This window comes from Amycolatopsis sp. WAC 01375 (assembly GCF_003947325.1).
Classification (GTDB): Bacteria; Actinomycetota; Actinomycetes; order Mycobacteriales; family Pseudonocardiaceae; genus Amycolatopsis.
Genome location: NZ_QHHW01000027.1, coordinates 239,166 through 261,140, shown reverse-complemented (window position 1 = coordinate 261,140; position 21,975 = coordinate 239,166). Strand labels below are relative to the sequence as shown.

21 protein-coding genes are annotated in these 21,975 nt (G+C 69.4%); 8 read left to right on the top strand and 13 right to left on the bottom strand.

From position 1 onward, the window contains the following. The first annotated feature begins 100 nt into the window (after nt 1–100). Nucleotides 101–1,714 carry a succinic semialdehyde dehydrogenase gene (locus tag DL991_RS17915; protein WP_125785455.1) on the top strand — a complete coding sequence of 538 codons (1,614 nt, stop codon included), beginning with the start codon at nt 101–103 and terminating at the stop codon, nt 1,712–1,714. A gap of 72 nt (nt 1,715–1,786) precedes the next feature. Here the strand turns inward: DL991_RS17915 and DL991_RS17910 are convergent, their stop codons facing one another. The 8 genes from DL991_RS17910 to DL991_RS17875 form a co-directional block, all read right to left on the bottom strand. Beyond that, nucleotides 1,787–4,810 (bottom strand): LuxR family transcriptional regulator, encoded by a 3,024-nt coding sequence (locus tag DL991_RS17910; RefSeq protein WP_125785454.1) that lies wholly within the window; start codon nt 4,808–4,810, stop codon nt 1,787–1,789. A 63-nt stretch (nt 4,811–4,873) separates the two neighbouring features. Further along, complete coding sequence (locus tag DL991_RS17905; RefSeq protein WP_125785453.1) at nt 4,874–5,086, bottom strand: hypothetical protein; 213 nt, start codon at nt 5,084–5,086, stop codon at nt 4,874–4,876. A gap of 154 nt (nt 5,087–5,240) precedes the next feature. Beyond that, nucleotides 5,241–5,459: a DUF397 domain-containing protein gene (locus tag DL991_RS17900; protein WP_125785452.1), complete on the bottom strand. Its 219-nt coding sequence runs from the start codon at nt 5,457–5,459 to the stop codon at nt 5,241–5,243. Between the two features lie 50 nt (nt 5,460–5,509). Continuing rightward, entirely contained in the window at nt 5,510–6,388 is an 879-nt protein-coding gene (locus tag DL991_RS17895) for a helix-turn-helix transcriptional regulator (protein ID WP_125785451.1), read from the bottom strand. Between the two features lie 456 nt (nt 6,389–6,844). Further along, a complete protein-coding gene (tesB, locus tag DL991_RS17890) occupies nt 6,845–7,744 on the bottom strand; it encodes an acyl-CoA thioesterase II (RefSeq protein ID WP_125785450.1) in 900 nt (299 codons plus the stop codon). A gap of 173 nt (nt 7,745–7,917) precedes the next feature. Continuing rightward, a complete protein-coding gene (gene pyk / locus DL991_RS17885) occupies nt 7,918–9,342 on the bottom strand; it encodes a pyruvate kinase (RefSeq protein WP_125785449.1) in 1,425 nt (474 codons plus the stop codon). 108 nt (nt 9,343–9,450) lie between these two features. Beyond that, the gene (locus DL991_RS17880; RefSeq protein ID WP_125785448.1) at nt 9,451–10,116 is read right to left on the bottom strand and encodes a DUF2461 domain-containing protein; all 666 of its coding nucleotides are present in this window, start codon (nt 10,114–10,116) and stop codon (nt 9,451–9,453) included. Nucleotides 10,117–10,215: 99 nt separating this feature from the next. After that, the gene (locus DL991_RS17875) at nt 10,216–11,436 is read right to left on the bottom strand and encodes a glycoside hydrolase family 18 protein (RefSeq protein WP_125785447.1); all 1,221 of its coding nucleotides are present in this window, start codon (nt 11,434–11,436) and stop codon (nt 10,216–10,218) included. Between the two features lie 163 nt (nt 11,437–11,599). Between DL991_RS17875 and DL991_RS17870 the strand changes: the two genes are divergently transcribed. Continuing rightward, the gene (locus DL991_RS17870) at nt 11,600–11,908 is read left to right on the top strand and encodes a metalloregulator ArsR/SmtB family transcription factor (RefSeq protein ID WP_037304077.1); all 309 of its coding nucleotides are present in this window, start codon (nt 11,600–11,602) and stop codon (nt 11,906–11,908) included. Here the strand turns inward: DL991_RS17870 and DL991_RS17865 are convergent. Beyond that, nucleotides 11,902–12,243, bottom strand: a complete 342-nt coding sequence (locus DL991_RS17865; RefSeq protein WP_125785446.1) for a helix-turn-helix domain-containing protein — start codon at nt 12,241–12,243, stop codon at nt 11,902–11,904. The genes DL991_RS17870 and DL991_RS17865 overlap by 7 nt on opposite strands. A 105-nt stretch (nt 12,244–12,348) precedes the next feature. Here DL991_RS17865 and DL991_RS17860 point away from each other — a divergent pair, with 105 nt between their 5' ends. The 3 genes from DL991_RS17860 to DL991_RS17850 all read left to right on the top strand — a co-directional run bounded on the left by DL991_RS17860 (nt 12,349) and on the right by DL991_RS17850 (nt 14,808). Next, complete coding sequence (locus tag DL991_RS17860; RefSeq protein ID WP_125785445.1) at nt 12,349–12,819, top strand: group II truncated hemoglobin; 471 nt, start codon at nt 12,349–12,351, stop codon at nt 12,817–12,819. A gap of 38 nt (nt 12,820–12,857) precedes the next feature. Continuing rightward, nucleotides 12,858–14,300 (top strand): aromatic amino acid ammonia-lyase, encoded by a 1,443-nt coding sequence (locus DL991_RS17855; RefSeq protein ID WP_125785444.1) that lies wholly within the window; start codon nt 12,858–12,860, stop codon nt 14,298–14,300. A 70-nt stretch (nt 14,301–14,370) separates the two neighbouring features. Next, on the top strand, nt 14,371–14,808 hold the full coding sequence (locus DL991_RS17850) for a VOC family protein (RefSeq protein WP_125785443.1): 438 nt from the start codon (nt 14,371–14,373) through the stop codon (nt 14,806–14,808). A gap of 4 nt (nt 14,809–14,812) precedes the next feature. On the opposite strand, the gene DL991_RS17845 is transcribed toward DL991_RS17850, so the two are convergent. Both DL991_RS17845 and DL991_RS17840 read right to left on the bottom strand, forming a co-directional pair. Next, complete coding sequence (locus tag DL991_RS17845; RefSeq protein WP_125785442.1) at nt 14,813–16,324, bottom strand: amidohydrolase family protein; 1,512 nt, start codon at nt 16,322–16,324, stop codon at nt 14,813–14,815. 133 nt (nt 16,325–16,457) lie between these two features. Then, nucleotides 16,458–17,483, bottom strand: a complete 1,026-nt coding sequence (locus DL991_RS17840; protein ID WP_125785441.1) for a 6-phosphofructokinase — start codon at nt 17,481–17,483, stop codon at nt 16,458–16,460. 282 nt (nt 17,484–17,765) lie between these two features. Between DL991_RS17840 and DL991_RS17835 the strand changes: the two genes are divergently transcribed. Continuing rightward, nucleotides 17,766–18,842 (top strand): 3-deoxy-7-phosphoheptulonate synthase, encoded by a 1,077-nt coding sequence (locus DL991_RS17835; RefSeq protein ID WP_125785440.1) that lies wholly within the window; start codon nt 17,766–17,768, stop codon nt 18,840–18,842. A 373-nt stretch (nt 18,843–19,215) separates the two neighbouring features. On the opposite strand, the gene DL991_RS17830 is transcribed toward DL991_RS17835, so the two are convergent. Continuing rightward, nucleotides 19,216–19,701 (bottom strand): polyadenylate-specific 3'-exoribonuclease AS, encoded by a 486-nt coding sequence (locus DL991_RS17830; RefSeq protein ID WP_034322519.1) that lies wholly within the window; start codon nt 19,699–19,701, stop codon nt 19,216–19,218. A 20-nt stretch (nt 19,702–19,721) separates the two neighbouring features. After that, nucleotides 19,722–20,483 (bottom strand): 1-acyl-sn-glycerol-3-phosphate acyltransferase, encoded by a 762-nt coding sequence (locus DL991_RS17825; RefSeq protein ID WP_125785439.1) that lies wholly within the window; start codon nt 20,481–20,483, stop codon nt 19,722–19,724. Nucleotides 20,484–20,697: 214 nt separating this feature from the next. On the opposite strand from DL991_RS17825, the gene DL991_RS17820 reads away from it, so the two are divergent. Both DL991_RS17820 and DL991_RS17815 read left to right on the top strand, forming a co-directional pair. Continuing rightward, on the top strand, nt 20,698–21,468 hold the full coding sequence (locus DL991_RS17820) for a carboxylesterase (protein ID WP_125785438.1): 771 nt from the start codon (nt 20,698–20,700) through the stop codon (nt 21,466–21,468). Then, nucleotides 21,465–21,968: a hypothetical protein gene (locus DL991_RS17815; protein WP_125785437.1), complete on the top strand. Its 504-nt coding sequence runs from the start codon at nt 21,465–21,467 to the stop codon at nt 21,966–21,968. The genes DL991_RS17820 and DL991_RS17815 overlap by 4 nt, the downstream gene beginning before the upstream one ends. Nucleotides 21,969–21,975 lie beyond the last annotated feature (7 nt).

Genomic DNA, 21,975 nt, shown 5'->3' with positions numbered 1-21,975 from the left:
CGGTGGACAGTCTCCATACCGGCAGTATGCTGTACTCGTCGGTAACACCTGGGCTCTGCGTGGTGCCTTCCGGCTCCACGCCGCATGGAACGGAGACGGCATGACGAGCACGACACCGGCGAGTGCGGGCCAGCACACCGAAGGACCGTCCACCATCGGCGGCGTTCCCGGCGCCCCGGCCATGGCCAGGGCGGAGCGGCTCGTGCGGCGGGTCGTCGGCGGGGAGGACTCGGCGCCGGTCCAGATGCGGGCGCCGTTCACCGGGCAGCCGATCGCGACGCTGCCCCAGGCCACCGACGCCGACGTCCGCGCCGTGTTCGACCAGGCGCGGGAAGCGCAGCGCGCGTGGGCCGAACGGCCGGTCGAAGACCGCCAGCGCATCCTGATCCGCCTGCACGACCTGGTACTTAAGCGGCAGGAAGAAGCGCTCGACCTCGTGCAGATCGAGGCGGGCAAAGCCCGGATGGACGCCTTCGACGAGGTCAGTGCCACCGCGCTCGTGGCCGCCTACTACGGCAAGCACAGCGCGAAGTTCCTTTCGCCGCGTCGCGCCGCCGGGCTGATCCCGGTGCTGACGAAGGTCGGCGAGATCCGGCACCCCAAGGGGGTCGTCGGGATCATCTCGCCGTGGAACTACCCTCTCGCGCTGACCGCGATGGACGTCCTGCCCGCGCTCGCGGCGGGCAACGCCGTCGTGCAGAAGCCGGACAACCAGACCGCGCTCTCGGCACTGTGGCTGCAGGAGATCGCCGAGGAGGCCGGGCTGCCCGCCGGCGTCTGGCAGATCGTGCTCGGCCGCGGCTCGCGGATCGGCGACGCACTCGTCGAGGAGTCGGACTACCTGTGCTTCACCGGATCCACGCCCACGGGTAAGGGCCTCGCCGCGAAGGTGGCGGAGCGGCTGACGAGCTACTCGCTCGAACTCGGCGGCAAGAACCCGATGATCGTGCTGCCCGACGCGGACATCGCCAAGACCGCGACCGGCGCGGTGACCGCGTGCTTCTCCTCCGCGGGGCAGCTGTGTGTTTCGGTCGAGCGGATCTACGTCCACGAGTCGATCCGCGAGGAGTTCACGCGGGCCTTCGTCGCCAAGACGGCCGCGCTCCGGCTCGGAGGCGCACTGGACTACCAGGCGCAGATGGGATCTTTGACCTCCGAAGCCCAGCTGGAGACTGTGTCGGCGCACGTCGAGGACGCCCGGTCCAAGGGCGTGAAGGTGCTCACCGGTGGCAAAGCCCGGCCCGACCTCGGCCCGCTGTTCTACGAGCCGACCGTGCTCACCGATGTCACCGAGGACGTCAAGCTGTTCGCCGAGGAGACCTTCGGGCCGGTCGTGTCGATCTACGGCTACACCGACGTCACCGACGCGATCGAGCGCGCCAACGACACGAAGTTCGGGCTGAACGCGAGCGTGTGGTCGCGTAACGGCCGCGCGGGCTGGGAGGTCGCGGCGCGGTTGAAGGCCGGGACCGTCAACGTCAACGAAGGCTTCGCGGCGACCTTCGGGACCGTGGGGCTGCCGATGGGCGGGATGAAGGAGTCCGGTGTCGGGCGGCGCAACGGTGCCGAAGGGCTGCTCAAGTACACCGAGGCCCAGGCGATCGCGGTGCAGCGCGGGATGCCGCTGCGTCCCGGCCGCGGAATCCCGCCGAAGCTGTGGGCGCGAGGGCTGAGCGCCGGCCTGAAGGTGCTTCGCCGCCTCCCGCGCCGCTGACCCCTCCGCAATTCGGCACCTGGTTGCGATCGTTGCGTGTGCAAGGACCGCAACCAGGTGCCGAATTGCGGGTCAGGAAGAGGTCGGGGCGGCGAGCAGGCCCCGGTCGTAGGCGATCGCGACCGCCTCGGCCCGGCGGCTCGCGCCGAGTTTCGCCATCACGCGCGAAAGGTGGACGCTCACCGTCTTCTCGCTGATGTACAGCTCTTCGCCGACCTGCCGGTTGGTCCGGCCGAGCGCGACGCGTTCCAGTACGTCGCGTTCGCGGTCGGTGAGCGGGTCGACGACGTCACGTCGCGGGGCCGCTGCCTCACCGGGAAGCTCGACACGCGCCCGGTGGCTGAGCTCGCGAACGGCTTCGCGCAGCGGGCAGGCGCCCAGCCGGTCGGCCACCGCGTGCGCGGCCAGCAGCTCCGACGTCGCGAGCGCGGTGTCACCGTCGGAGGCCAGCAAGGACTTCGCGTGCTGCAGGCGGCATATCGCCTGCTCGTACACCGCGCCGTACCCGAACGCCTCGACCGCCTTCGCCCACAGCGCCGGATCTCCCGCACCGCGCAGGCAGCCGCCGAGCGCCTCCAGCCGCGCGAGCCACGCCAGCGCCTCCGGGCCCAGCGACACCGAACGCGGGACGCCGTGTTCGGCGCAGTGGCGGCCGTGGGCGAGCATCTCCTCACCCGCTTTCACCGCCGCCTCGACCGTCGCGAGATCGCCGCGCACCCTCGCTTCGGCGGCCCGCGCGACGGCGGCCGCGAGGCCGTGCACGCTGATCCGGATCCCGCCGAGGATCGCGGGCTCGACCTCTTCGAGCCAGCCGATCAGCTCCTGCGCCTGCCGCACCGCGCCCGCGTGGTCCCCGCGCCAGGACGCGAGCTGGATGGCGGCGTCACCCGCCGCGAGCGCGATGGAGATGTCCGTGCTCCAGTGCTGGCGCAGGCTGGGCAGGATCTTGTCCGCGTCCGCGAACCGGCCCCTGCCGACGACGAACTGCGCCCAGATACTCAGGAACCGCCCGGCGACGACACTCGAAACGCCGCGGCCCGCGCGGCCGGCGTCGTCGTCTTCCGGCCAGTCCCCGCTGACGTACCGCAGCGTGAGGTGCTTCGTCCGCAGCTCGATCCCGAAGGAACTCCAGGTCAGCCCGGTCTCCTTGGCCCGCTTGATGCCCTTGGCGTAGTACTTCAGCGCGGAGTGGATCTCGGCCCTGTCGTCGTAGCTCAGCCCGAGGAAGTGCAGTGCCCGCAGTTCGCCGTTGAGCGCGCCGGAATCCCTGGCCTTCCGCTCGGCCTGGCGCAACCGCTCCCGCGCCTCCTCGACGTCACCCGCCGAATCGGCCAGCGTCCCGAGCGAGACCAGCGCGGCCGCCTCCGCCCCGCCCGCGCCGACGGCCCTGGCGTCGGCGACCGCGGCCAGCGCGCACTGCAGTGCCTCGTCGTGCCTGTCGATCAGCCGCAGGATGCCCGCCCGGGTGGCGAGCACCCAGGCCCGCGCGGAACTCGCCTCGGTGTGTTCGACCAGCTCCCAGGCCTTGTCGATCGCCTCGACGACCTCGTCGAGCGTGCCGTCGACCGAAAGCAGTGCCTCGGCGTGCCGTCGCCAGACCTTGGCGGCGCGCTCGTTGCCGGTGTCCGGGCCGAGGGCCTCGGTGGCGGATCGCGAATAGGCGACCGCCCGCTCCGGCTCGCCCGACGTGCTCGCGAAGTACGAAGCCTCGTGCAGCAACCGGAGCTCGTCGACGTCCGACGGCCGGTCCGCCGCGGGCACCGCGTCCCAAATGGACAGTGCCTGTTCGACGTGGCGCAGCGCGGAACCGGGCGCGCCCAGCTTCTCCGCCTCGTCCATCGCGCGCAGCAACGCGGCCAGCGCGGTGACGAAGTCCTTGCTCTCCAGGCTGTGGTGCGCGAGCCGGGCGTCCTGGCCGCGCCCCTGCGTCCGGTTGCGGATGCGCGACGCGTACGCCGCGTGCATGCGCACCCGCTCCCCCGGCAGCAGATCGCCGTAGACCGCTTCCTGCAGCAGCGCGTGCCGGAAGGTGTAGAAACCGTTCTCGATCACCAACACGTGATGCTGCACCGCTTCGCGCAGTGCCTCGTCGAGTTCGAGTTCGTCCAGACCGGAGATCTCGGCGAGCGCGGCGTGCGCCACCGCGTCCTTGGCGACCGAGACCACACGCAGCACGCGGCGGGTGATCTGGGAGAGCTGTTCCACCCGGGCGAGCAGCACTTCGGCAAGCCCGGCGGGGAGTTCACGGCAGTCCTTCGCCGACGCGAGCAGCTCCTCGACGAAGAACGGATTGCCCTCGGACCTGGCGACGATGTCGGCGATCATGTCCTGGGCGATCGGCTCGTCGGCCAGCGCCTCGACGAAGGCGCGCGCGTCCTCGGCGCCGAACGGCTTGACCTCGACGCGTTCGACCGCGCCGAGGCGCACCACCTCCGACAGCACGGCCCGGAGCGGATGCCGCCGGTGGACGTCCTCCTCGCGGTAGCTCGCCACCACCAGCAGCCGCTGGGTGCGCAGCCTCGTCAGCAGGAAGGACAGCAGGTTCCGGGTGGAGCCGTCGGCCCAGTGCAGATCCTCCAGCAGGATCACCACGGGCCGGCGCTGCGCGATGACGGTCAGCACCCCCAGTACCGCGTCGAACAGCTGGAGCTGGCCGAGGTCCTGTTCTGGCCGGAGCCGTTGCGTCGACACCCGTTCGCTCGCGGTGAGCTGACCGTCTTCGATGGCGGGGTAGTCCTCCGCCTGCTGCATCTGCGGGAGCAGCCTGCCCAGCGCCGGCCGGGCCCGGACCGCGGCGGTGACCGCGGGATCGGACGTCGTCGCCAGCGGCGCGAGCGCCTCGGCGAACGGAAGATAAGGAAGACCGCCCTCATGGACGTCGATACAGCGCCCGGTGAGCACCAGGGCGCCCGCGCCCGCGGCGAACTCGCCGAGCGCGGTCAGCAGGCGGGTCTTGCCGACGCCGGCGTCACCGGAGAGCAGCACCGCGCCGGCCTCGGCCCGTTCTGCACGGGCGAAGGCGGCGCGGAGCTGCCGCATCTCCTGAGTGCGGGCGACGATCGGGATTCCGGAGCCAAGACGGGGCACGAGGTGCATTCTTGCCTACCGGGCCGACAACTTCGCCTGTGTTTTCGCCGAGAGCTTCATCGCACTCGGCCTCTACCGGGTGATCTCGCCGCTGCGGGCGGGCGCCTGTCGCGCCTCGCGCCGCTGCTGGGCGGGCACCCGGACTTCGGCGCGGTGCGCGCGGATCCGCTTGCCTGCCCGGCGGGCCCGGTCGACCCACACGCTGCGGCCCGCTCGCTGGAGCTCTTCGCGCCGGTACTCGACCTCGGCCAGTACTCCGGTGAGCAGAGCGTCGTTCGTGTTCATCACTGTTTCCCCTTAGGAACTCACTGCCTTGTTGGTAGTGATGAGATTCGTCCTGAGGGGTGCCCTGCGGCATCGGGTGATCACCTACACCCGGACGTGATTCGACCCCTTACGCCGGCCCATCCCCTGCTCGGGCGGCGTAAGGGGTCGAGTTTCAGTGGTTCTGGGCGTGACCCGGGCCACTCGGGCGCACGGCGCCGAGCAGCCCCCGCCAAGCCTGCGGCGAGAGGCGGAAGGCACCTCCCTCGGGGTCCTTGGAGTCCCTCAGGGCGGCACCGGAACCGGTGAAGGCGACCTCTACGCAGTCGTTGCCGCCGCCACTGTGGCTGCTCTTGAACCACCGGGCCTGGGAAAGATCATCGTTGGGCGTCATGCTCCCCACTCCTTACTCGTTTCCGGGGACGTCGAGCGCTCCGAGTCCCGTCACTGCGGTTTCTCCGGAAGGGCCGCCCGTTCGGCGAACCTTCCGGCGGCCTCGGCGATCACCTCGACCGAGTCGTCCGGCTTCAACGCGGCGGCACGCAGATGGTCGAACATCAACGCGTATCGCCGGACGTCCGGGGGTTCCTCCAGGTAGAGCCCGCTGGAGGTGCTGTCGACGTAGACCACGTCGGTGTCGGCCAGTTCGGGGAAGCCCATGATGAGGAACGGACCCTCCATCCCGGGATGGGCACCCGCGCCGAACGGCACGATCTGGACGGTCACGTTCGGCTGCGCCGCCATCGTGACCATCCGGTACAGCTGTTCCGCCATCACCTCGGCGCCGTCGACCGTGCGATGCAGGACCGCTTCGTCCATGACGGCCCAGTACTCGGGCGGCGAAGGATCCGTCAGCAGCTCCTGCCGCGCCATCCTCGCCGCCACCCTGCGTCTGATCTCGGCGTCTTCGGCGTCGGGCCGCATCGCTCTGATCACGGCCTTGGCGTAGCGCTCGGTCTGCAACAGTCCCGGCACCAGCAGCGCCTGGAACGCCCGCAGTGAACTCGCGTCCGCCTCCAGCCCGACGAAGGTGCCGGTGAACACCTCGTTATACGCATGCCACCAGCCGCGTTTGCGGGCTTCCCTGGCCAGCTGGACGAGTGCTTCCTGCTCGTCGCCCGCGATGCCGTACAGCTCGAGCATGTCGCGCGCGTCGCGTGGGGTGACGCCGACGTGCCCGGTCTCGATCCGGCTGACCTTCGACGCCGAGCATTCGAGCTTCTCGCTCACCTCGTCGATGGTGAGATCCGCCGCCTCGCGCAATCGCCTCAGCTCGCTCGCCAGCCGTCGGCGGCGCACGGTGGGCCCCTGACCCCTCGTCATCACGGCACCTCCACAAGCTGTCCGAGCACCATCGATCGCGACACGGCGAGGAGAACAGTGTTCAGTAACGCCGCACGAAGCACATCTAACCAGCCCGAGACACATTCGGTGAGATGGTCACACCACCATTTTCCGACCCGGCCGGGTTTTCATCCTGCAATTTGCAGATTGCCGTTGTAGGTTGGGCATTGTGCAACGCGGTACGCCCGTCTTCGCCGGCGGCAGCGGACCCTTCGCGGCACGGGCGCGGGGCCGCGAGCTGCACCGATGGGTTCCGGAAGGACACCCGTCGAGGCCGGATTCACCCCCGGAGCAGGGCCGGAGCCGTCCCCCGATCGGTTCCGGCCCTCCCTTTATGTCCACCATTCCGTAATGCTCTGGCTCCAGATGTTAATGCGTTTCGTCATTCCCTCTAAAGGGTGGACAAGACGCCTCTCCGATGCGGAACGTCACCGTTCACACCACCCGGAGAAGGCCTTCCTGCACGACGGTCGCGATATGCGTTCCGTCCGCGGCGAAGAACCGGCCGGTCGCCAGACCACGGGCACCCGACGCCGTCGGCGACGCGCTGTCGTAGAGAAACCACTCGTCGGCCCGGAACGGGCGGTGGAACCAGAGCGCGTGGTCGAGGCTCGCGCCGATCACCTTGTCGAGGTCCCAGTAGACGCCATGGCGCGCGAGGACCGAATCCAGGAGCGTCATGTCGGAGGCGTAGGTCAGGACGCAGACGTGCAGCAACTGCTGATCCGGGAGCTTGCCGTCGGCCCGCATCCAGACCTGGTTCCTGGCAGGGCGCTCGCCCGATTTCCTGGTCACCCACGGCGGGTCGTTGACGTACCGCAGGTCGATCGGGCGCGGCCGGTCGAGATGGCCCATGAAGTAACCCTCGGCGCGCTCCTGCAACGTCGGGAGCGACTCGGGGTCCGGGACGTCCGGCATGTCCTCGGAGTGCTCGATGCCGCCCTCGTCCTTCTGGAACGAGGCGGACAGGGAGAAGATCGCCTTGCCGTGCTGGATGCCGACGACGCGGCGGGTGGTGAACGAACGGCCGTCGCGGATCCGGTCGACCTCGTAGACGATCGGGACGCTCGGGTCGCCGCCGCGGATGAAGTACGCGTGCAGCGAGTGGACCTTCCGCTCCTCGGGGACCGTGCGGCCCGCGGCGACCAGCGCCTGCCCGGCGACCTGTCCGCCGAACACCCGCACCGGCGAGTGAGCGGGCGAGACCCCGCGGAAGATGTTCTCCTCGATCTTCTCCAAGTCCAGCAACGCGACCAGCCGGTCGAGCACGGGCTGTCCGCCCACTCCGCCGGCGTTGTCGAATCCGGCCGCGGCTTCCCTGGCCATCTCAGTCATGTCCTGAACTTTAGGCCGTAAGGGTGTCCCGGTCCCGGGTGAGGCGGGACGTTTGTCGCGAAGGCCACCTTCGGTACAGGTGGTCGTGAGTGGCGATTCGGGTTCTAACCCGAATCGCCACTCACGACCACCCCAGCCACGGCACAGTCGCGGCCTGGCAAGACCGCGGAAGGTCAGGCGTGGTCGTCCTCGCCGAGGCGGTGCACCCGGATGAGGTTGGTCGAGCCGACGGTCCCGGGCGGGGAACCGGCCACGATGACCACCAGGTCGCCCTTGGCGTACTTGCCCATTTCGAGCATCGCGTGGTCGACCTGCTGGATCATCTGGTCGGTGGAGCCCACCTTCGGCACGATCCGCGTCGTGGTGCCCCAGGTCATCGCGAGCTGGCTGCGGACGCTTTCCTCCGGCGTGAACGCCAGCAGCGGCAGCCGCGTGTGCAGCCGCGCGAGCCGGCGGACGGTGTCACCGGACTGGGTGAAGGCGACCAGTGCCTTGGCGTTCAGCCGCTCACCGATGTCACGGGCCGCGTAGGAGATGACGCCACGCTTGGTGCGCGGGACGTGCGAGAGCGGCGGCACGACCGGCGAGTCGGTCTCGACGGCCTCGATGATCCGGCCCATGGTCTGGACGACCTCGATGGCGTAGCGGCCGACGCTGGTCTCACCCGAGAGCATGAGGGCGTCCGCGCCGTCGAGCACCGCGTTGGCGACGTCCGAGGCCTCGGCGCGGGTCGGGCGGGAGCTGTTGATCATCGACTCGAGCATCTGCGTCGCGACGATGACCGGCTTCGCGTTCTCTCGGGCGATCTGGATGGTGCGCTTCTGCACCAGCGGGACCTGCTCCAGCGGGAGTTCCACGCCGAGGTCACCACGGGCGATCATCACCGCGTCGAAGGCCAGCACGATGGCTTCGAGGTTGTAGACCGCTTCGGGCTTCTCGATCTTCGCGACCACCGGGAGGCGTCCCTTGCCGACGCGGTCCATCACCTGGTGGACCAGGTCGATGTCGGCGGGCGAGCGGACGAAGGACAGCGCGATGAAGTCCACGCCGAGTTCGAGCGCGAACTCGAGGTCTTCGATGTCCTTTTCGGACAGCGCCGGCACGGACACGTCCATCCCCGGCAGGGAAACGCCCTTGTTGTTGCTGACGGGGCCGCCTTCGGTGACCTCGCAGACGACGTCCGGGCCCTCGACCTGCTTGACGACGAGGCCGACCTTGCCGTCGTCCACGAGGAGACGGTCGCCGGGCTTCGCGTCGTCGGCGAGTCCTTTGTAGGTGGTCGAGACGCGGTCGTGCGTACCAGCGACGTCCTCGACGGTGATGCGCACGACGTCGCCGTTGTGCCACTCGACCGGACCGCCCGCGAAGGTACCGAGACGGATCTTCGGCCCCTGGAGGTCGGCGAGGATGCCCACGGCGCGGCCGGATTCGGCGGCGGCGGTGCGGATGAGGTCGTAGACCTGCTTGTGGTCGCTGTGCGTCCCGTGGCTGAAGTTCATCCTCGCGACGTCCATCCCGGCGTCGACGAGTTGCCGCATCTTCTCCGGCGTAGCGGTCGCGGGGCCCAGGGTACAAACGATCTTCGCGCGTCGGCTCACGTTCGTACAGCGTAGTCCCTCATCGCGGATACGTCTGTACCGATACCGAAAGTTCAAGAAAAGTGTCAGTTCACCTGGGATGGACAACCGCCGATCAGGGTTCGCCGGTTATCGTCGCGGCTTCTCGCTCGGCCCCACCCGGTCACGGGCCCACTCGTTGAACGCGCGGACCTGCCGCCATGCCTTTCGCACCCGGTCGAGCGTGCCCCGTTCGTGCAGGACGTCGTCCGGTTCCCAGCCGCGGACGGCGTACACCGAGCGGTACCTCAGCAGGTCGATGCGGGGATGGTCCTCGGCGAACCCTCGCGGCTTCGACTTGAGCCTGTCCCCCTTGACCTCCCAGCCCGCCTTCTCCAGCTTCGCGAGGATCTTGGCCAGTTCGGCGCCGCGCAGTTCGGTGTCGACGGCCTTGCGGAAGCGGGCGAGCTGATCGGACTCGAAGTGGAAGCAGCCGCCGCCGACACGCAGCCCGGCCGGGCCGACCTCGACGTAGTACGCGCCGCCGCCGCGGCCCTGCTCGATCACCGCGCCGCAATGGGTCTTGTACGGCGTCTTGTCCTTGGCGAACCGGACGTCGCGATACGGGCGGAACACCTTTCCCTCGCCGAAGCCGTCGCCGAACTCCGGCACCAGCTCGGCGAGCAGCGCCTCCATCGGCGCGCGGACGTCGGCCTTGTAGGTGGCGAGGTTCGCGTCCCAATAGGACTTGGAGTTGTCCGCCTCGAGACCGTCGTAGAAGTCGATGGCGTACTCGCCGAAACCCTCGAAACCCATGCGGTGACGTTAATCCCCACCCCCGACAGAAGCGCGTGAAGGCCCCCTTCCCTCGGCTGAGCCGAGGGAAGGGGGCCTTCACGCGCGCCCGAGAGAGGCTTACTTGGCCAGAGCGGTGATCAGCTCACCGTCGGTCGTGTCACCGGACAGCTCCCAGAAGAAGGCGCCGCCGAGACCCTGGTTCTTGGCGTAGGTGACCTTGCCGCCGATGGTCGCCGGGGTGTCGTAGCTCCACCAGTCGCTGCCGCACTTGGCATAGGCGGTGCCCGCGACGGTGCCGGTGGCCGGGCACGTGTTCTTCAGGACCTTGTAGTCCTGGATACCCGGCTCGGTGCCCGCCGCCGGGCCGGTCGCGGTGCCACCGGGGGCGTCCTGCGTGACACCGGTCCAGCCGCGGCCGTAGAAACCGATACCCAGCAGCAGTTTGCCCGCCGGAACGCCCTTGCTCTTCAGCTTCTGGATCGCCGCGTCGGAGTGGAAGCCGGCGGTCGGGATACCCGCGTAGTCGTTCAGCGGCGAATGCGGCGCGGTCGGGCCCTGCGCGGCCCAGGCGCCGAAGTAGTCGTAGGTCATGACGTTGTACCAGTCGAAGTACTGCGAAGCGCCGCCGTAGTCCGCGGCGTCGATCTTGCCGCCATCGGTGCCGTCCGCGGTGATCGCGGCGGTGACGAGTTTCGAGCCGAACTTCTCCCGGAGGGCCTGCGCGAGGTTCTTGATGGCCGCCGCGCCGCTGGTGTCACAGGAGAGACCGCAGGCGTTCGGGTACTCCCAGTCGATGTCGATGCCGTCGAAGACGCCGGCCCAGCGCGGGTCGTTGACGAGGTTGTAGCAGGACTCCGCGAACTTGGCGGGGTTCTTCGCCGCCTCGCCGAAGCCGCCGGACCAGGTCCAGCCGCCGAAGGACCACAGCACCTTGAGGTTCGGGTGCTTGGCTTTGAGCTTCTTCAGCTGGTTGAAGTTCCCGCGCAGCGCGCCGTTGTCCCAGCTGTCGGCGACCCCGTCGACACTGCCGGCGGCGTCGTAGAACTTGCTGGTCGCCGCTTCCGCGTCGCCGATCGCGCAGCCACCGTTCGTCACGTTGCCGAACGAGTAGTTGATATGGGTCAGCTTGCTCGCCGAACCGGAGGTGTCGATGTTCTTCACATGGTAGTTCCGCTGGTAGACGCCCCATTCGGCGAAGTACCCGAGTACCTTGCCGACCGAGGCGTCCGGTGCGTTGGGAGCGGCGGTCGCCTGCTGCGCCGGGGCGGCGACGGCCAGTGCGCCCAGCGCGACGGCCGCGGCACCCACGATCGCGGTGAGCCTGCTCAAACGGGACATCGTTCTCCCTTCACGGTCACCAGCGGTGACGAGAGGACTGCGGCGGGACACGCACAAGTTAAGTGGACTAGACCACTTCGTCAATGGTTCAGACCGCGACTTTCGGATGGACATTTTCGAACATTCCTTGACGGAAATATGCCGCACGGGGCACATTTCCCGGATGATGCAGACTTTCGAGATCCTCGCCGAGCCGCGACGGCGGACCATCCTCGATCTCCTTCGGGACGGCGAACGGTCGGTCAACGAGCTGGTCGAGGTCCTCGAATTGAGCCAACCGGCCGTATCGAAGCACCTGCGTGTCCTACGCGAGGCGGGTCTGGTCACCGTCCGCGTCGCCGCCCAGCGCCGCTGCTACCGGCTCCGCCCGGAGCCGCTCGCGGAGGTCGACGCGTGGCTCGCGCCGTACCGCCGGTTCTGGGAAGGAAGGATCGACGCGCTCGAGCGGCACCTCGACGAAGACAGTCAGTGAATAGGTAACGGCTCGAACGGGATTCCGCGGTCGGCCGCGCGCCGCGTCCCCCAGTCGTAGAGCGCCTGGAGTGCGGGGCGTAACCGCTCCCCTTCCTCGGTGAGCCGGTACTCGACGTGCGGCACCCGGCCTTCCCTGCTCTCGCGGAGCACGAGGCCGTCCGCCTCCAGCTCGCGCAGGTGCTGGGTCAGCATCTTCTCGCTGACGCCCGGCATCCGGCGCCGCAGTTCGCCGTACCGGTGGACCCCTTCCTTCAGATGCGACAGGATCACCGGCTTCCACTTGCCGCCGATGACGTCGACGGCGAGCTCGACCGCGCAGTGGTATCGCTTCATCGCCACTCCCGTTGGTACGCACCGAAAAGTAAGCGGTTGTCCAGAGCGGTCGGAGGATGGTTGCCTTGCCCGACCGGGAGATCATCGCCGCTGGGAGGACCCTACTTGACCGAGACGCCGACGTTGTACGAATGGGCGGGCGGGCTGGACGCCCTGCGACGGCTGACCGCCGTCTTCTACGGCCACGTGCTGAAGGACCCATTGCTGGAGCCCGTTTTCCGCCACATGGACCCCGGCCATCCCGAGCACGTGGCGGTCTGGCTCGCCGAGGTGTTCGGCGGCCCCGAGACCTACAGCCACGACCACGGCGGCCACCGGCACATGGTCGGACGGCATCTCGGGCGGGCCATCACCGAAGAGCAGCGCCGCCGCTGGGTGAACCTGCTCTTCGACGCCGCCGATGAGGCAGGGCTGCCCGCCGACCCCGAGTTCCGCTCCGCGTTCGCCGCCTACGTCGAATGGGGCAGCAGGCTCGCGGTGATGTTCTCGGAGCCCGGCCGCGAGGTCACCGTTCCCGAGCCGATGCCGAAGTGGGACTGGGGCAACCGACCGCCCTGGCAGCCGCCGTCGGACTGAGTGCGGTCATAGTGGGGCGGTCGGGAAAGGAGGCCGCCGTGATCCGGGTCGACGGCCGGACCCTGCGCTGCGCGGACGTCGTGACCGCCGCGGGCACCGAGGGACCGCTGGGCATTGATGTTTCCATCGCCGCGCTGCGCGGCGCCGAAAGCGCGTGGAAACTCGCCGAGGAGCTGAGCACGCGGCGGATCGTCTACGGCCGCACCACCGGCGTCGGCGCCAACAAGGAGGACCCGGTCGGCGAGGGCGAGTCGCCGGATCACGGGCTGCGGCTGCTGCGCAGTCACGCCGGCGGCAGCGGCGACGTCATGTCCCCCGCCCAGACCAGGGCGATGATGCTGATCCGGCTCAACCAGCTGCTGGCCGGACGTTCCGGGCTCAGCCCGGAGCTGATCGGGGCGCTGGCCGCCGCGGTGCGGACCGGGTCGCTGCCGCTGGTGCACCGGCTCGGCGCGATCGGCACCGGCGACCTCGCCCCGCTCGCGGAGACCGCGCTCGCCCTCACCGGCGAACGGCCGTGGCTGACCGGCGGTGTGCCGCCGGTACCCGTGCAGGCCGGTGACGCGCTCGCGTTCATGAGCAGCAACGCCGCCACCCTGGCCGAAGCGACCCTCGCGGCGATGCGGCTCGACACGCTGACGCGGGCGAGTCACGTTGTCGCGGCACTGACCTACATAGCGCTCGACGGGAACCCGGAGGCGTACGCGACTCCTGTGCACGAGGCGCGTCCGCACGCCGGGCAGGTCGCGTGCGCGGCGGAGATGCGGCGACTGCTCGGGATGGAGGGCACGCCCAAACCCGGCAGGCGCATCCAGGACCCGTTCGGGCTCCGCGCTTTCCCGCAGGTCCAGGGGCCGGCACTGGACGCGATCCACTACCTGCGCGACGTGCTCGCGGTGGAGATCAACGCCAGCACCGAGAACCCGATGATCTCGACGGTGCACCAGGACGCCTACCACCACGCGCATTTCCACACCGCGTACGTCTCGACCGCACTCGACCAGGTGCGCGCGACCGTCCACCAGGTCGCGGAGCTGTCGGTGGCCCGCCTCGGCGACCTGGTGGAACCGGAGTTCACCGGGCTGCGGCCGTTCCTCGCGGCCGGGCCGTCGGGCAGCTCGGGCGTGATGATCCTGGAGTACGTCGCCCACGACGCGCTCACCGAACTGCGGCAGGCCGCGCTCCCGGCGACGCTGGGCACCGCCGTCGTCTCGCGCGGGATCGAAGACCACGCGAGCTTCTCCACCCAGGCCGCGCGGGCGGCGACCGCGGCCGGGACGGCGTATCAGCAGGTGCTGGCGTGCGAGCTGGTCGCGGCCGTCCGGGCGCTGCGGATGCGGAAGGCCGAACTCGTCTCCCTGCCCGCGCGGGACGCCTACGAGACCGCCGCCTCCGTGCTCGACCCGAGCGTCGTGGACCGGCCGCTCACCGAAGACATCGCGCGCGCCGTCTCGCTTTTGGACACCTTCGCGCTCATCTGACCCTCCGATGTCGAGAACCGCCGGACGGCGTCGTCCCTGGGGCAGCACACCCCACAGCGAGGAGATCACCATGGCCATCCGGCAGCTGGACCACGTCGGCGTCATCGTCAGCGACCTCACGGCCGCCGTCGCGTTCTTCGTCGAGTTCGGCCTCGAACTGGAAGGCAAGATGACGATGGAGAGCGACCTGGCGGACCGCATCACCGCGGTCGGGCAGGCCAAATCGGAGATCGCGATGGTGCGCGTCCCCGGCGGCGACGGGCGGCTCGAACTCATCCAGTACCTCACGCCCGAGTCCCACCCCGGCGACTCGCACGCTCCGGCCAACACGCTCGGCCTGCGCCACCTCGCCTTCCAGGTCGACGACATCGAAGGCGTCCTCGACCGGGTGCGGCCCCACGGAGGCACACTCGTGGGCGAAGTCGTGAACTACGAGGACAGCTTCCGGCTCTGCTACCTTCGCGGCCCCGACGGGATCATCATCGAGCTGGCCGAGAAGATCGGCTGACACCTCAGCAGCAACAGCCCCGCCGGGCGAGCGACCGGATCCGGGGACTCGTCGCGGGCCGGTTCGCGGCGGCCTCGACGGCAGCGAGCATCCGCCCCCGCTCCGCCTTGCCGAGCACGCGGCCACGGGCGATCACGGTGTCGATCTTCGCGACGTTGCGGATGTCAGCGGCCGGGTTCGCGTCCAGCAGCACGAGATCCGCCTCCTTCCCCGCCGCGACGGTGCCCGAAGTCCTTTCCCTGCCGAGGAACTTCGCGGCGTCGCCGGTGACGGTCTTCAACGCCCGTAACGGCGAGAGCCCGGCCTCGACCAGGAAGGCGAGCTCCTCGTGCAGTCCGCTGCCGGGGAAGGTGTACGGATTGAGGCAGTCGGTGCCGCCGATGAGCCCGACGCCCGCTTCGTGCGCGACGCCGACCAGCCGCAGCGTCTCCTGGTAGTACCGCTCCTGAAGGGCGATCTCCGACGGCGTCTTCGGCGCGAACAGTTCGATGCCCTTGACCCAGCTCTCGCGCAGGTCCGCGGGGATGTATTTCAGCCGGGGGTCGTGCTGGTGGGTTTCGGCGGGCTGGGTGACCACCCGGTTGATCGTCAGCGTCGGCGAGTGCCAGGTGCCGTTGCACCGCAGCCCGCCGAAGTAGGCCCGCGCCACGCCGGGGTCGTACGTGGTGACCGAATCGAACTCCAGTTGCCGCGCCAGGTTGAAGAAGGCGCGCGGCGCCGCGGGATCGTAGGGCGTCGTTTTCAGCCTGGCGAGGATCTCGTCGCGCCGGGACGAACAGTGGACGGACACCCCGAAGAAATGCTCGAAGCTGTGCTGGCCGAGGTCGCTCGCCTCGAGGTGCGACAGCTTGTACGGCCAATGCCCGGAGAACCTCAGGCCCTGGTGGCGGGCCTCGTCCGCGATCGCTCGCACGGCGTCGGGCCCGAGGTAGGAGTAGGTCTTCACGAACTCGGCGCCGGCGGCCTTCTCCGCGCGGACGGCGGCCCGCGCCTCGGCCGCCGTCGTCACCTGGAGCACCGGCGGGCCGAGGAGCGTGACCGGCCCGTCGACGATCCCGCTCGCCAGTACGAACCGCGGGCCGAGCAGCTCCCCGCGTTCGATCTTGTCCCTGGTCGCGCGGTTCTCCGCGTACCCCCACATCTCGCGGGCGCCCGTGACGCCGTGGACGAGGTGCAGCGGCGGGACGATCTCTTCGAGGTCCGCGCCATGGGTGTGCATGTCCCAGAGCCCCGGGATGAGGTACTTGCCGCGGCCGTCGATCACCCGCGCGCCACCGGTTTCCGGAACCTGGCCGGAGGCGCCGACCCAGGCGATCCGGTCGCCGACGAGCACGACCGAGACGTCACGCCGCGGCGCCGAACCCGTGCCGTCGATCAGCGTGACCCGGTCGATGACGACGAGCTCGCGCGTGTCCGCGGCGGCCGTGCCGGGCAGCAGCCCGGCGAGCGCCACCCCGGTCCCGCCGGCGGCCAGCCATCTCAGGAACTCGCGCCTGCTGGATCCCGCTCCCGCCATGAGAACCGCCGCCTTTCCACCCAGATCCCCCAGGCGGCCGATTCAACTCGCCGCGATGGAGGCGCCGCAAGGAAAGCGAAGGCCCCTTACCCGAGCTCAGCACAAAGTAAGGGGCCTTCTCCTGAAACACGGCTCAGCCGAAGAAGACCTCGGCCTCTTCGTACCGCTCGGCCGGGACGGTCTTCAGCTCGGCGGTCGCCTCGGAGAGCTTGACGCGGACGATGTCGGTGCCGCGCAGCGCCGTCATCACGCCGAAATCACCGTCGGCGACGGCGTCGACGGCGTTGAGCCCGAACCGGGTGGCGAGCACGCGGTCGTACGCCGTCGGGGTGCCGCCGCGCTGGACGTGCCCGAGCACGACCGCACGGGACTCCTTGCCGGTGCGGGCGGCGATCTCGTCGGCCAGCCAGGTGCCGATGCCGCCGAGCCGGACGTGCCCGAAGGCGTCCTTCTCACCGGTCAGCAGCTTCTCCTCGCCGCCCTCGGGCAGCGCGCCCTCGGCGACCACGATGATCGGCGCGTACTCCTTCTCGAAGCGGCGCTCGACCCACGAGACGACCTGGTCGACGTTGAAGTGCCGCTCCGGCACCAGGATCACGCTCGCGCCCCCGGCGAGACCGGAGTGCAGCGCGATCCAGCCCGCGTGCCTGCCCATGACCTCGACGACCAGGGCGCGGTGGTGCGACTCGGCCGTGGTGTGCAGCCGGTCGATGGCCTCGGTGGCGATCGAGACGGCCGTGTCGAAGCCGAACGTGTAGTCGGTGGCGCCGAGGTCGTTGTCGATCGTCTTGGGCACCCCGACGACGCCGACACCGTCGTCCGTGAGCCGCTTCGCGACACCGAGGGTGTCTTCGCCGCCGATCGCGATCAGCGCGTCGACCTGCTGCTCGGCGAGCACGGCCTTGATCTTGTCGACCCCGCCCTCGACCTTGTACGGGTTGGTCCGCGACGAACGCAGGATCGTGCCGCCGCGGGTCAGGATGTCCTCGACGTCGTTCAGGCCGAGCGGGCGGCTGTCCCCGGTGAGGGGACCGTTCCAGCCGTTGCGGAACCCGACGATGTCCCAGCCGTGTACCTCGATGCCCTTGCGCACCACAGCGCGGATCACCGCGTTGAGCCCCGGGCAGTCGCCACCGCCGGTCAGCACACCGACACGCATGAGAAGCCTCCGTCTTGTGTTCCGTAGAGATGACAGTCACATGTCCCGCCGCCAGCGTAGCGGGAGTTCTCTGGATCGGTGCAGGGCGGACCACCTCGGGAATCGGTCCACGTCCGCGATGTGCTAGCTTGGCGCCGTGCAGCGCTATTTCTGGTTTACGAAGCCGGCCCCGGGTGGGCACGGCGGCGTGAACCTGCGCTGACCTCCACCCCGAGCCGGAATCACACCGGCTCGGCGAGTTCCCGCGGGTCGGTATCCCTTTCGAAAGGAACCAGACCCGCGATGTCTCCCTCCGCTGACACCCTGATCGCCCTCGACGGGCACCGCACGGCGGCCATCGACCCGCTGCTCTCGCCCGCGATGCTGCGGCACGAACATCCGATGACGGCGGAAATCGCCGATACCGTCCTAGCCGGGCGGGCCTCGGCCGTCGACATCCTCGACGGCCGGGACGACCGGCTCCTCGTCGTCGTCGGGCCCTGCTCGGTGCACGACACGGACGCCGCGCTCGACTACGCCCGCCGCCTCGCCGCCAAGGCCGAAGAACACCGCCGCGACCTGCACATCGTCATGCGGGTCTACTTCGAGAAGCCGCGGACCACGCTCGGCTGGAAAGGCCTGATCAACGACCCCGGCCTCGACGGCACCTACGAGGTCAACCACGGTCTCCGGATGGCGCGCAAACTGCTGCTCGACATCTCGGCGCTCGGACTGCCGGTCGGCTGCGAATTCCTCGACCCGATCACCCCGCAGTTCATCTCCGACACCGTGACCTGGGGTTCCATCGGCGCGCGGACCGCGGCGAGCCAGGTGCACCGGCAGCTGTGCAGCGCGCTGTCGATGCCGGTGGGGATCAAGAACTCGACCGAGGGCGACGTCCAGGTCGCCGTCGACGCCACCCGCGCGGCCGGCGCGAGCCACGTCTTCGCCGGGATCAACCCCGACGGGCTCGCCGCGCTGATCACCACCGCGGGCAACGAGGACTGTCACGTGATCCTGCGCGGCAGCTCCGCCGGCCCGAACTACGACCCCGCGACGGTGGCCGACACGCTGGCGCGGCTCGCGAAGTCGGGGCTGCCGGAGCGCGTGATCATCGACGCGAGCCACGGCAACAGCGCGAAGGACCACGTGCGCCAGGCCTCGGTCGTCCGCGAACTCGCCGGGCGGATCGGCGCCGGTGAGCGGGGTATCGCGGGGCTGATGCTGGAGAGCTTCCTGGTGGCGGGGCGACAGGACCTGACGCTGGGCTCGGCTTCGTCGCTGACCTACGGGCAGTCGATCACGGACGCCTGCCTCGGCTGGGAGACGACCGCCGAACTGCTGGACACGCTCGCGGAGGCGGTGGACTCGCGCCGCTGAGGGGTCCCAGCGGCTGCAATGAAGGGGCCTTTCATCGCAAATTTTGCAATGAAAGGCCCCTTCATTGCACGGCACGGGGGGGGGTGGAAGGCCGGGGCTTATGCCGCGAAGGGAGCTTTCGTCGCATGGCACGCGGGGATGGCGTCCTTCGCGTCAGGGACGTCAGGCCCAATCCGTAGTGAAGGCCTCCTTCCCTACCTTGAGGGTAGTGAAGGAGGCCTTCACGGATTCTGGACCGGCCGCTCCGCCACTCCAGCCCCAGCAGCCACACCAGTCACAAGCGCCACGCGTGAGGGCCACCCAAGTACATGAAGGACCCCATCCTTGCGCCTAGGTACAGGAAGGGGACCTTCACGTACTTCAGGCAAGGGACCTACCGGTGCCAGTAAGACTCGATGATCTGCCACCGCTGGTAGTTGTGCCGCGCGTCGGCCAGCGCGTCGTGCTGGTCGTCCGGGGCGGCGGGCAGCTTCGGCTTGCCCGCGTCCTCCCAGCGTTGCCGCAGATCACGCGTGAAGCGCGGCAGTTGGCGCGGCAGCGCGGGCATCGGACCCCACAGTTGCGCCAGCGCGACGTGGTCGTAGGCGGCGAACCAGGCCCACAGTTCGATCCCGCCTGGCGGCTTGCCGAAGAACTCGAGCAGGTCCGTGCGGATCTTCTCGCGGCTGCGCCACGCCGGGTCCGCGGGCGACGGGAGTTTCGGGAGCACGTGGTCGCGGACCCAGGGGCCCGCCTTGCCGGGATCGAAATCGGTCGAGACCGCGTAGAACTCGCGGCCTCTTTCGTCCACGACACCGATCGACACCAGATCGATGGTCACGCCGTCCTCAATGAATTCGGTGTCGTAGAAAAAGCGCACCGGAGAACCCTAGTGGGGCCTCAGCCGACCTTGGTGTCCGGGATACGGGCGACGTCGTGGGCGGACGGCTGCGCGGGCACCTTCGGGCGGATTCCCGCCTCCTCGGCGGCGAGCAGTTCCTTCGCCTTGGCAGCGTAGATGTCGACGTACTCCTGGCCGGAGAGCTCCATGAGGGCGTACATGATCTCGTCGGTGATGGACCGCTCGATGAACCTGTCGCCGGCGAGGCCTTCGTAGCGCGAGAAGTCGAGCGGCTTGCCGAAGCGGATCTCGAGGCGGCGCGGCCACCACATCTTCGAGCCGATCGGGTTCACCTTGTCGGTACCGATCATGGCCACCGGGACCACGACGCCGCCGGACTCCAGCGCGATCCGCGCGACGCCGGTCTTGCCCTTGTACAGACGGCCGTCCGGGGAGCGGGTGCCTTCCGGGTAGATGCCGAGGAGGTGCCCTTCGCGGACCAGCCGGGTCGCGGTGTCGAGCGCGGCCTGCGCGGCGTTGCCGCCGGAACGGTCGATCGGGAACTGGCCGACGCCGGTGAAGAACCACTTCTTCAGCAGGCCCTTGAAGCCTTTTTCGGTGAAATACTCCGATTTGGCCGGGAAGGTCACCTTGCGCTTGACGCGCAGCGGCATGAAGAAGGAGTCGGCCACCGCGAGGTGGTTGCCCGCGAGGATCGCGCCACCGTCTTCGGGGATGTTCTCCGCGCCGACGACTTTGGTGGGCCACAGCGCCTTGAGCAGTGGCCCGATAAACACGTGTTTCATGAGCCAGTACAGCACTGCGAAAACTCCTCCTAGCAGCTCAACCCCTGCGCCCGATGGTCAAGACTACGAATCGCGCACTCCTGGCACAACGAAGTCCACCCGGTTACCCGCGGCCAGCGACGGATCTCACACCCGATCCGGCCTGATTCCGGCAGTGGCCGGGGGCCCACAAGCCGCTCCGGTCGTGCGAACATAGTAGACCTACCCAGCTCTCACGGAAGGCGATCGCATGGCCGTCCTCGCCGGCGCGGAACCGTTCGCTCACACCGGTTCGTCCGAAGCAGGGTTCCTGCTGTGCCACGGGTTCACCGGCACCCCCGCGAGTATGCGGCCCTGGGGCGACCATCTGGCCGAGGCCGGTTACACGGTGCGTTGCCCGCTGCTCCCCGGGCACGGGACCCGGTGGCAGGACATGAACCGGACAGGCTGGGAAGACTGGTACGGCGCGGTCCGCGAAGAGCTGCTGGCGCTCTTCTCGACCTGCGACACGGTGTTCGTCGCCGGGATGTCGATGGGCGGGACACTGACGCTGCGGCTGGCCGAGGAGTTCGGCGACCGGATCGCCGGCATCGTGCTGGTGAACCCGTCGGTGCTGACCCTGCGGTGGGACGCCAAACTGCTGCCCGTCCTGTCGCGGATCCTGCCGTCGGTGCCGGGCGTGGCCAACGACATCGCGAAGCCGGGCGAGACGGAGCTGGCCTACTCGCGGACGCCTGTGCGCGCGGCGGCGAGCCTGGCGAAGCTGTGGAAGCTCACCCGCGAGGATCTGCGCAAGGTGACCCAGCCCGTGCTCCTCCTCCATTCGGCCGTCGACCACATCGTGGAGCCGGTCAACTCCCAGGTGATCCTCGACGGGATCGGCAGCGACGACGTGACCGAGGTGGTGCTGGAGAACAGCTTCCACGTCGCCACACAAGACCACGACGCGGGCCTGATCTTCACGCGTACGGTGGACTTCGCCCGGTCCGTGCGCCGGGCGGGACAGGTGGACGCCGGATGAGCAGAGGCAAGGACGGGCCGGAGGACGTCGACGCGACGTTCGCCGAGATCGTGGCCGACCTCCGTGCGGAGGGCGTCGGGCTGTTCCCGGAAGACGACCTGGGGAAGACGGCCGGGAAGACGGCGGAAAAGCCGGCGGAGAAGGCACCCCGGCCCGAACAGTCGGACGCCGAATCCGAAGCGGGCTGGCGAGGCGGCGGCACCAGCTGGGACAAGACGCTCTTCGAGGACGATCCCGCCGGGCCGGGCGAGGACGAGGGTCACTTCGTGCCGCCCGAGCCGCCTCCCCTGCCGCGTCCGCGCAAGGGCGCCTTCATCGTCCTGCTGTTCTTCGTGCTCGGCCTGCTGCTCCTGATCGCGCCCAATCTGATCGGCATGGGCACGCGGCTCGGCACCCCGCTCGGCATCCTCGCCCTCGCGACCGCGATCGCCCTGCTCCTGCTGCGGGTTCGCCAGGGGCCGCCGCCCGGCGCGGATCCGCACAACGGCGCGCAGGTCTGAACTGCCG

What these genes read in the sequence shown, in the direction of transcription:
- DL991_RS17850 (WP_125785443.1), top strand. Translation starts at nt 14,371, where the DNA reads ATGGCCATCCGGCAGCTGGACCACGTCGGCGTCATCGTCAGCGACCTC.
- DL991_RS17905 (WP_125785453.1), bottom strand. Translation starts at nt 5,086, where the DNA reads ATGAACACGAACGACGCTCTGCTCACCGGAGTACTGGCCGAGGTCGAG.
- DL991_RS17875 (WP_125785447.1), bottom strand. Translation starts at nt 11,436, where the DNA reads ATGTCCCGTTTGAGCAGGCTCACCGCGATCGTGGGTGCCGCGGCCGTC.
- DL991_RS17870 (WP_037304077.1), top strand. Translation starts at nt 11,600, where the DNA reads ATGATGCAGACTTTCGAGATCCTCGCCGAGCCGCGACGGCGGACCATC.
- DL991_RS17880 (WP_125785448.1), bottom strand. Translation starts at nt 10,116, where the DNA reads ATGGGTTTCGAGGGTTTCGGCGAGTACGCCATCGACTTCTACGACGGT.
- tesB (WP_125785450.1), bottom strand. Translation starts at nt 7,744, where the DNA reads ATGACTGAGATGGCCAGGGAAGCCGCGGCCGGATTCGACAACGCCGGC.
- DL991_RS17895 (WP_125785451.1), bottom strand. Translation starts at nt 6,388, where the DNA reads ATGACGAGGGGTCAGGGGCCCACCGTGCGCCGCCGACGGCTGGCGAGC.
- DL991_RS17900 (WP_125785452.1), bottom strand. Translation starts at nt 5,459, where the DNA reads ATGACGCCCAACGATGATCTTTCCCAGGCCCGGTGGTTCAAGAGCAGC.
- DL991_RS17835 (WP_125785440.1), top strand. Translation starts at nt 17,766, where the DNA reads ATGTCTCCCTCCGCTGACACCCTGATCGCCCTCGACGGGCACCGCACG.
- DL991_RS17865 (WP_125785446.1), bottom strand. Translation starts at nt 12,243, where the DNA reads ATGAAGCGATACCACTGCGCGGTCGAGCTCGCCGTCGACGTCATCGGC.
- DL991_RS17840 (WP_125785441.1), bottom strand. Translation starts at nt 17,483, where the DNA reads ATGCGTGTCGGTGTGCTGACCGGCGGTGGCGACTGCCCGGGGCTCAAC.
- DL991_RS17820 (WP_125785438.1), top strand. Translation starts at nt 20,698, where the DNA reads ATGGCCGTCCTCGCCGGCGCGGAACCGTTCGCTCACACCGGTTCGTCC.
- DL991_RS17910 (WP_125785454.1), bottom strand. Translation starts at nt 4,810, where the DNA reads ATGCACCTCGTGCCCCGTCTTGGCTCCGGAATCCCGATCGTCGCCCGC.
- DL991_RS17845 (WP_125785442.1), bottom strand. Translation starts at nt 16,324, where the DNA reads ATGGCGGGAGCGGGATCCAGCAGGCGCGAGTTCCTGAGATGGCTGGCC.
- DL991_RS17815 (WP_125785437.1), top strand. Translation starts at nt 21,465, where the DNA reads ATGAGCAGAGGCAAGGACGGGCCGGAGGACGTCGACGCGACGTTCGCC.
- DL991_RS17915 (WP_125785455.1), top strand. Translation starts at nt 101, where the DNA reads ATGACGAGCACGACACCGGCGAGTGCGGGCCAGCACACCGAAGGACCG.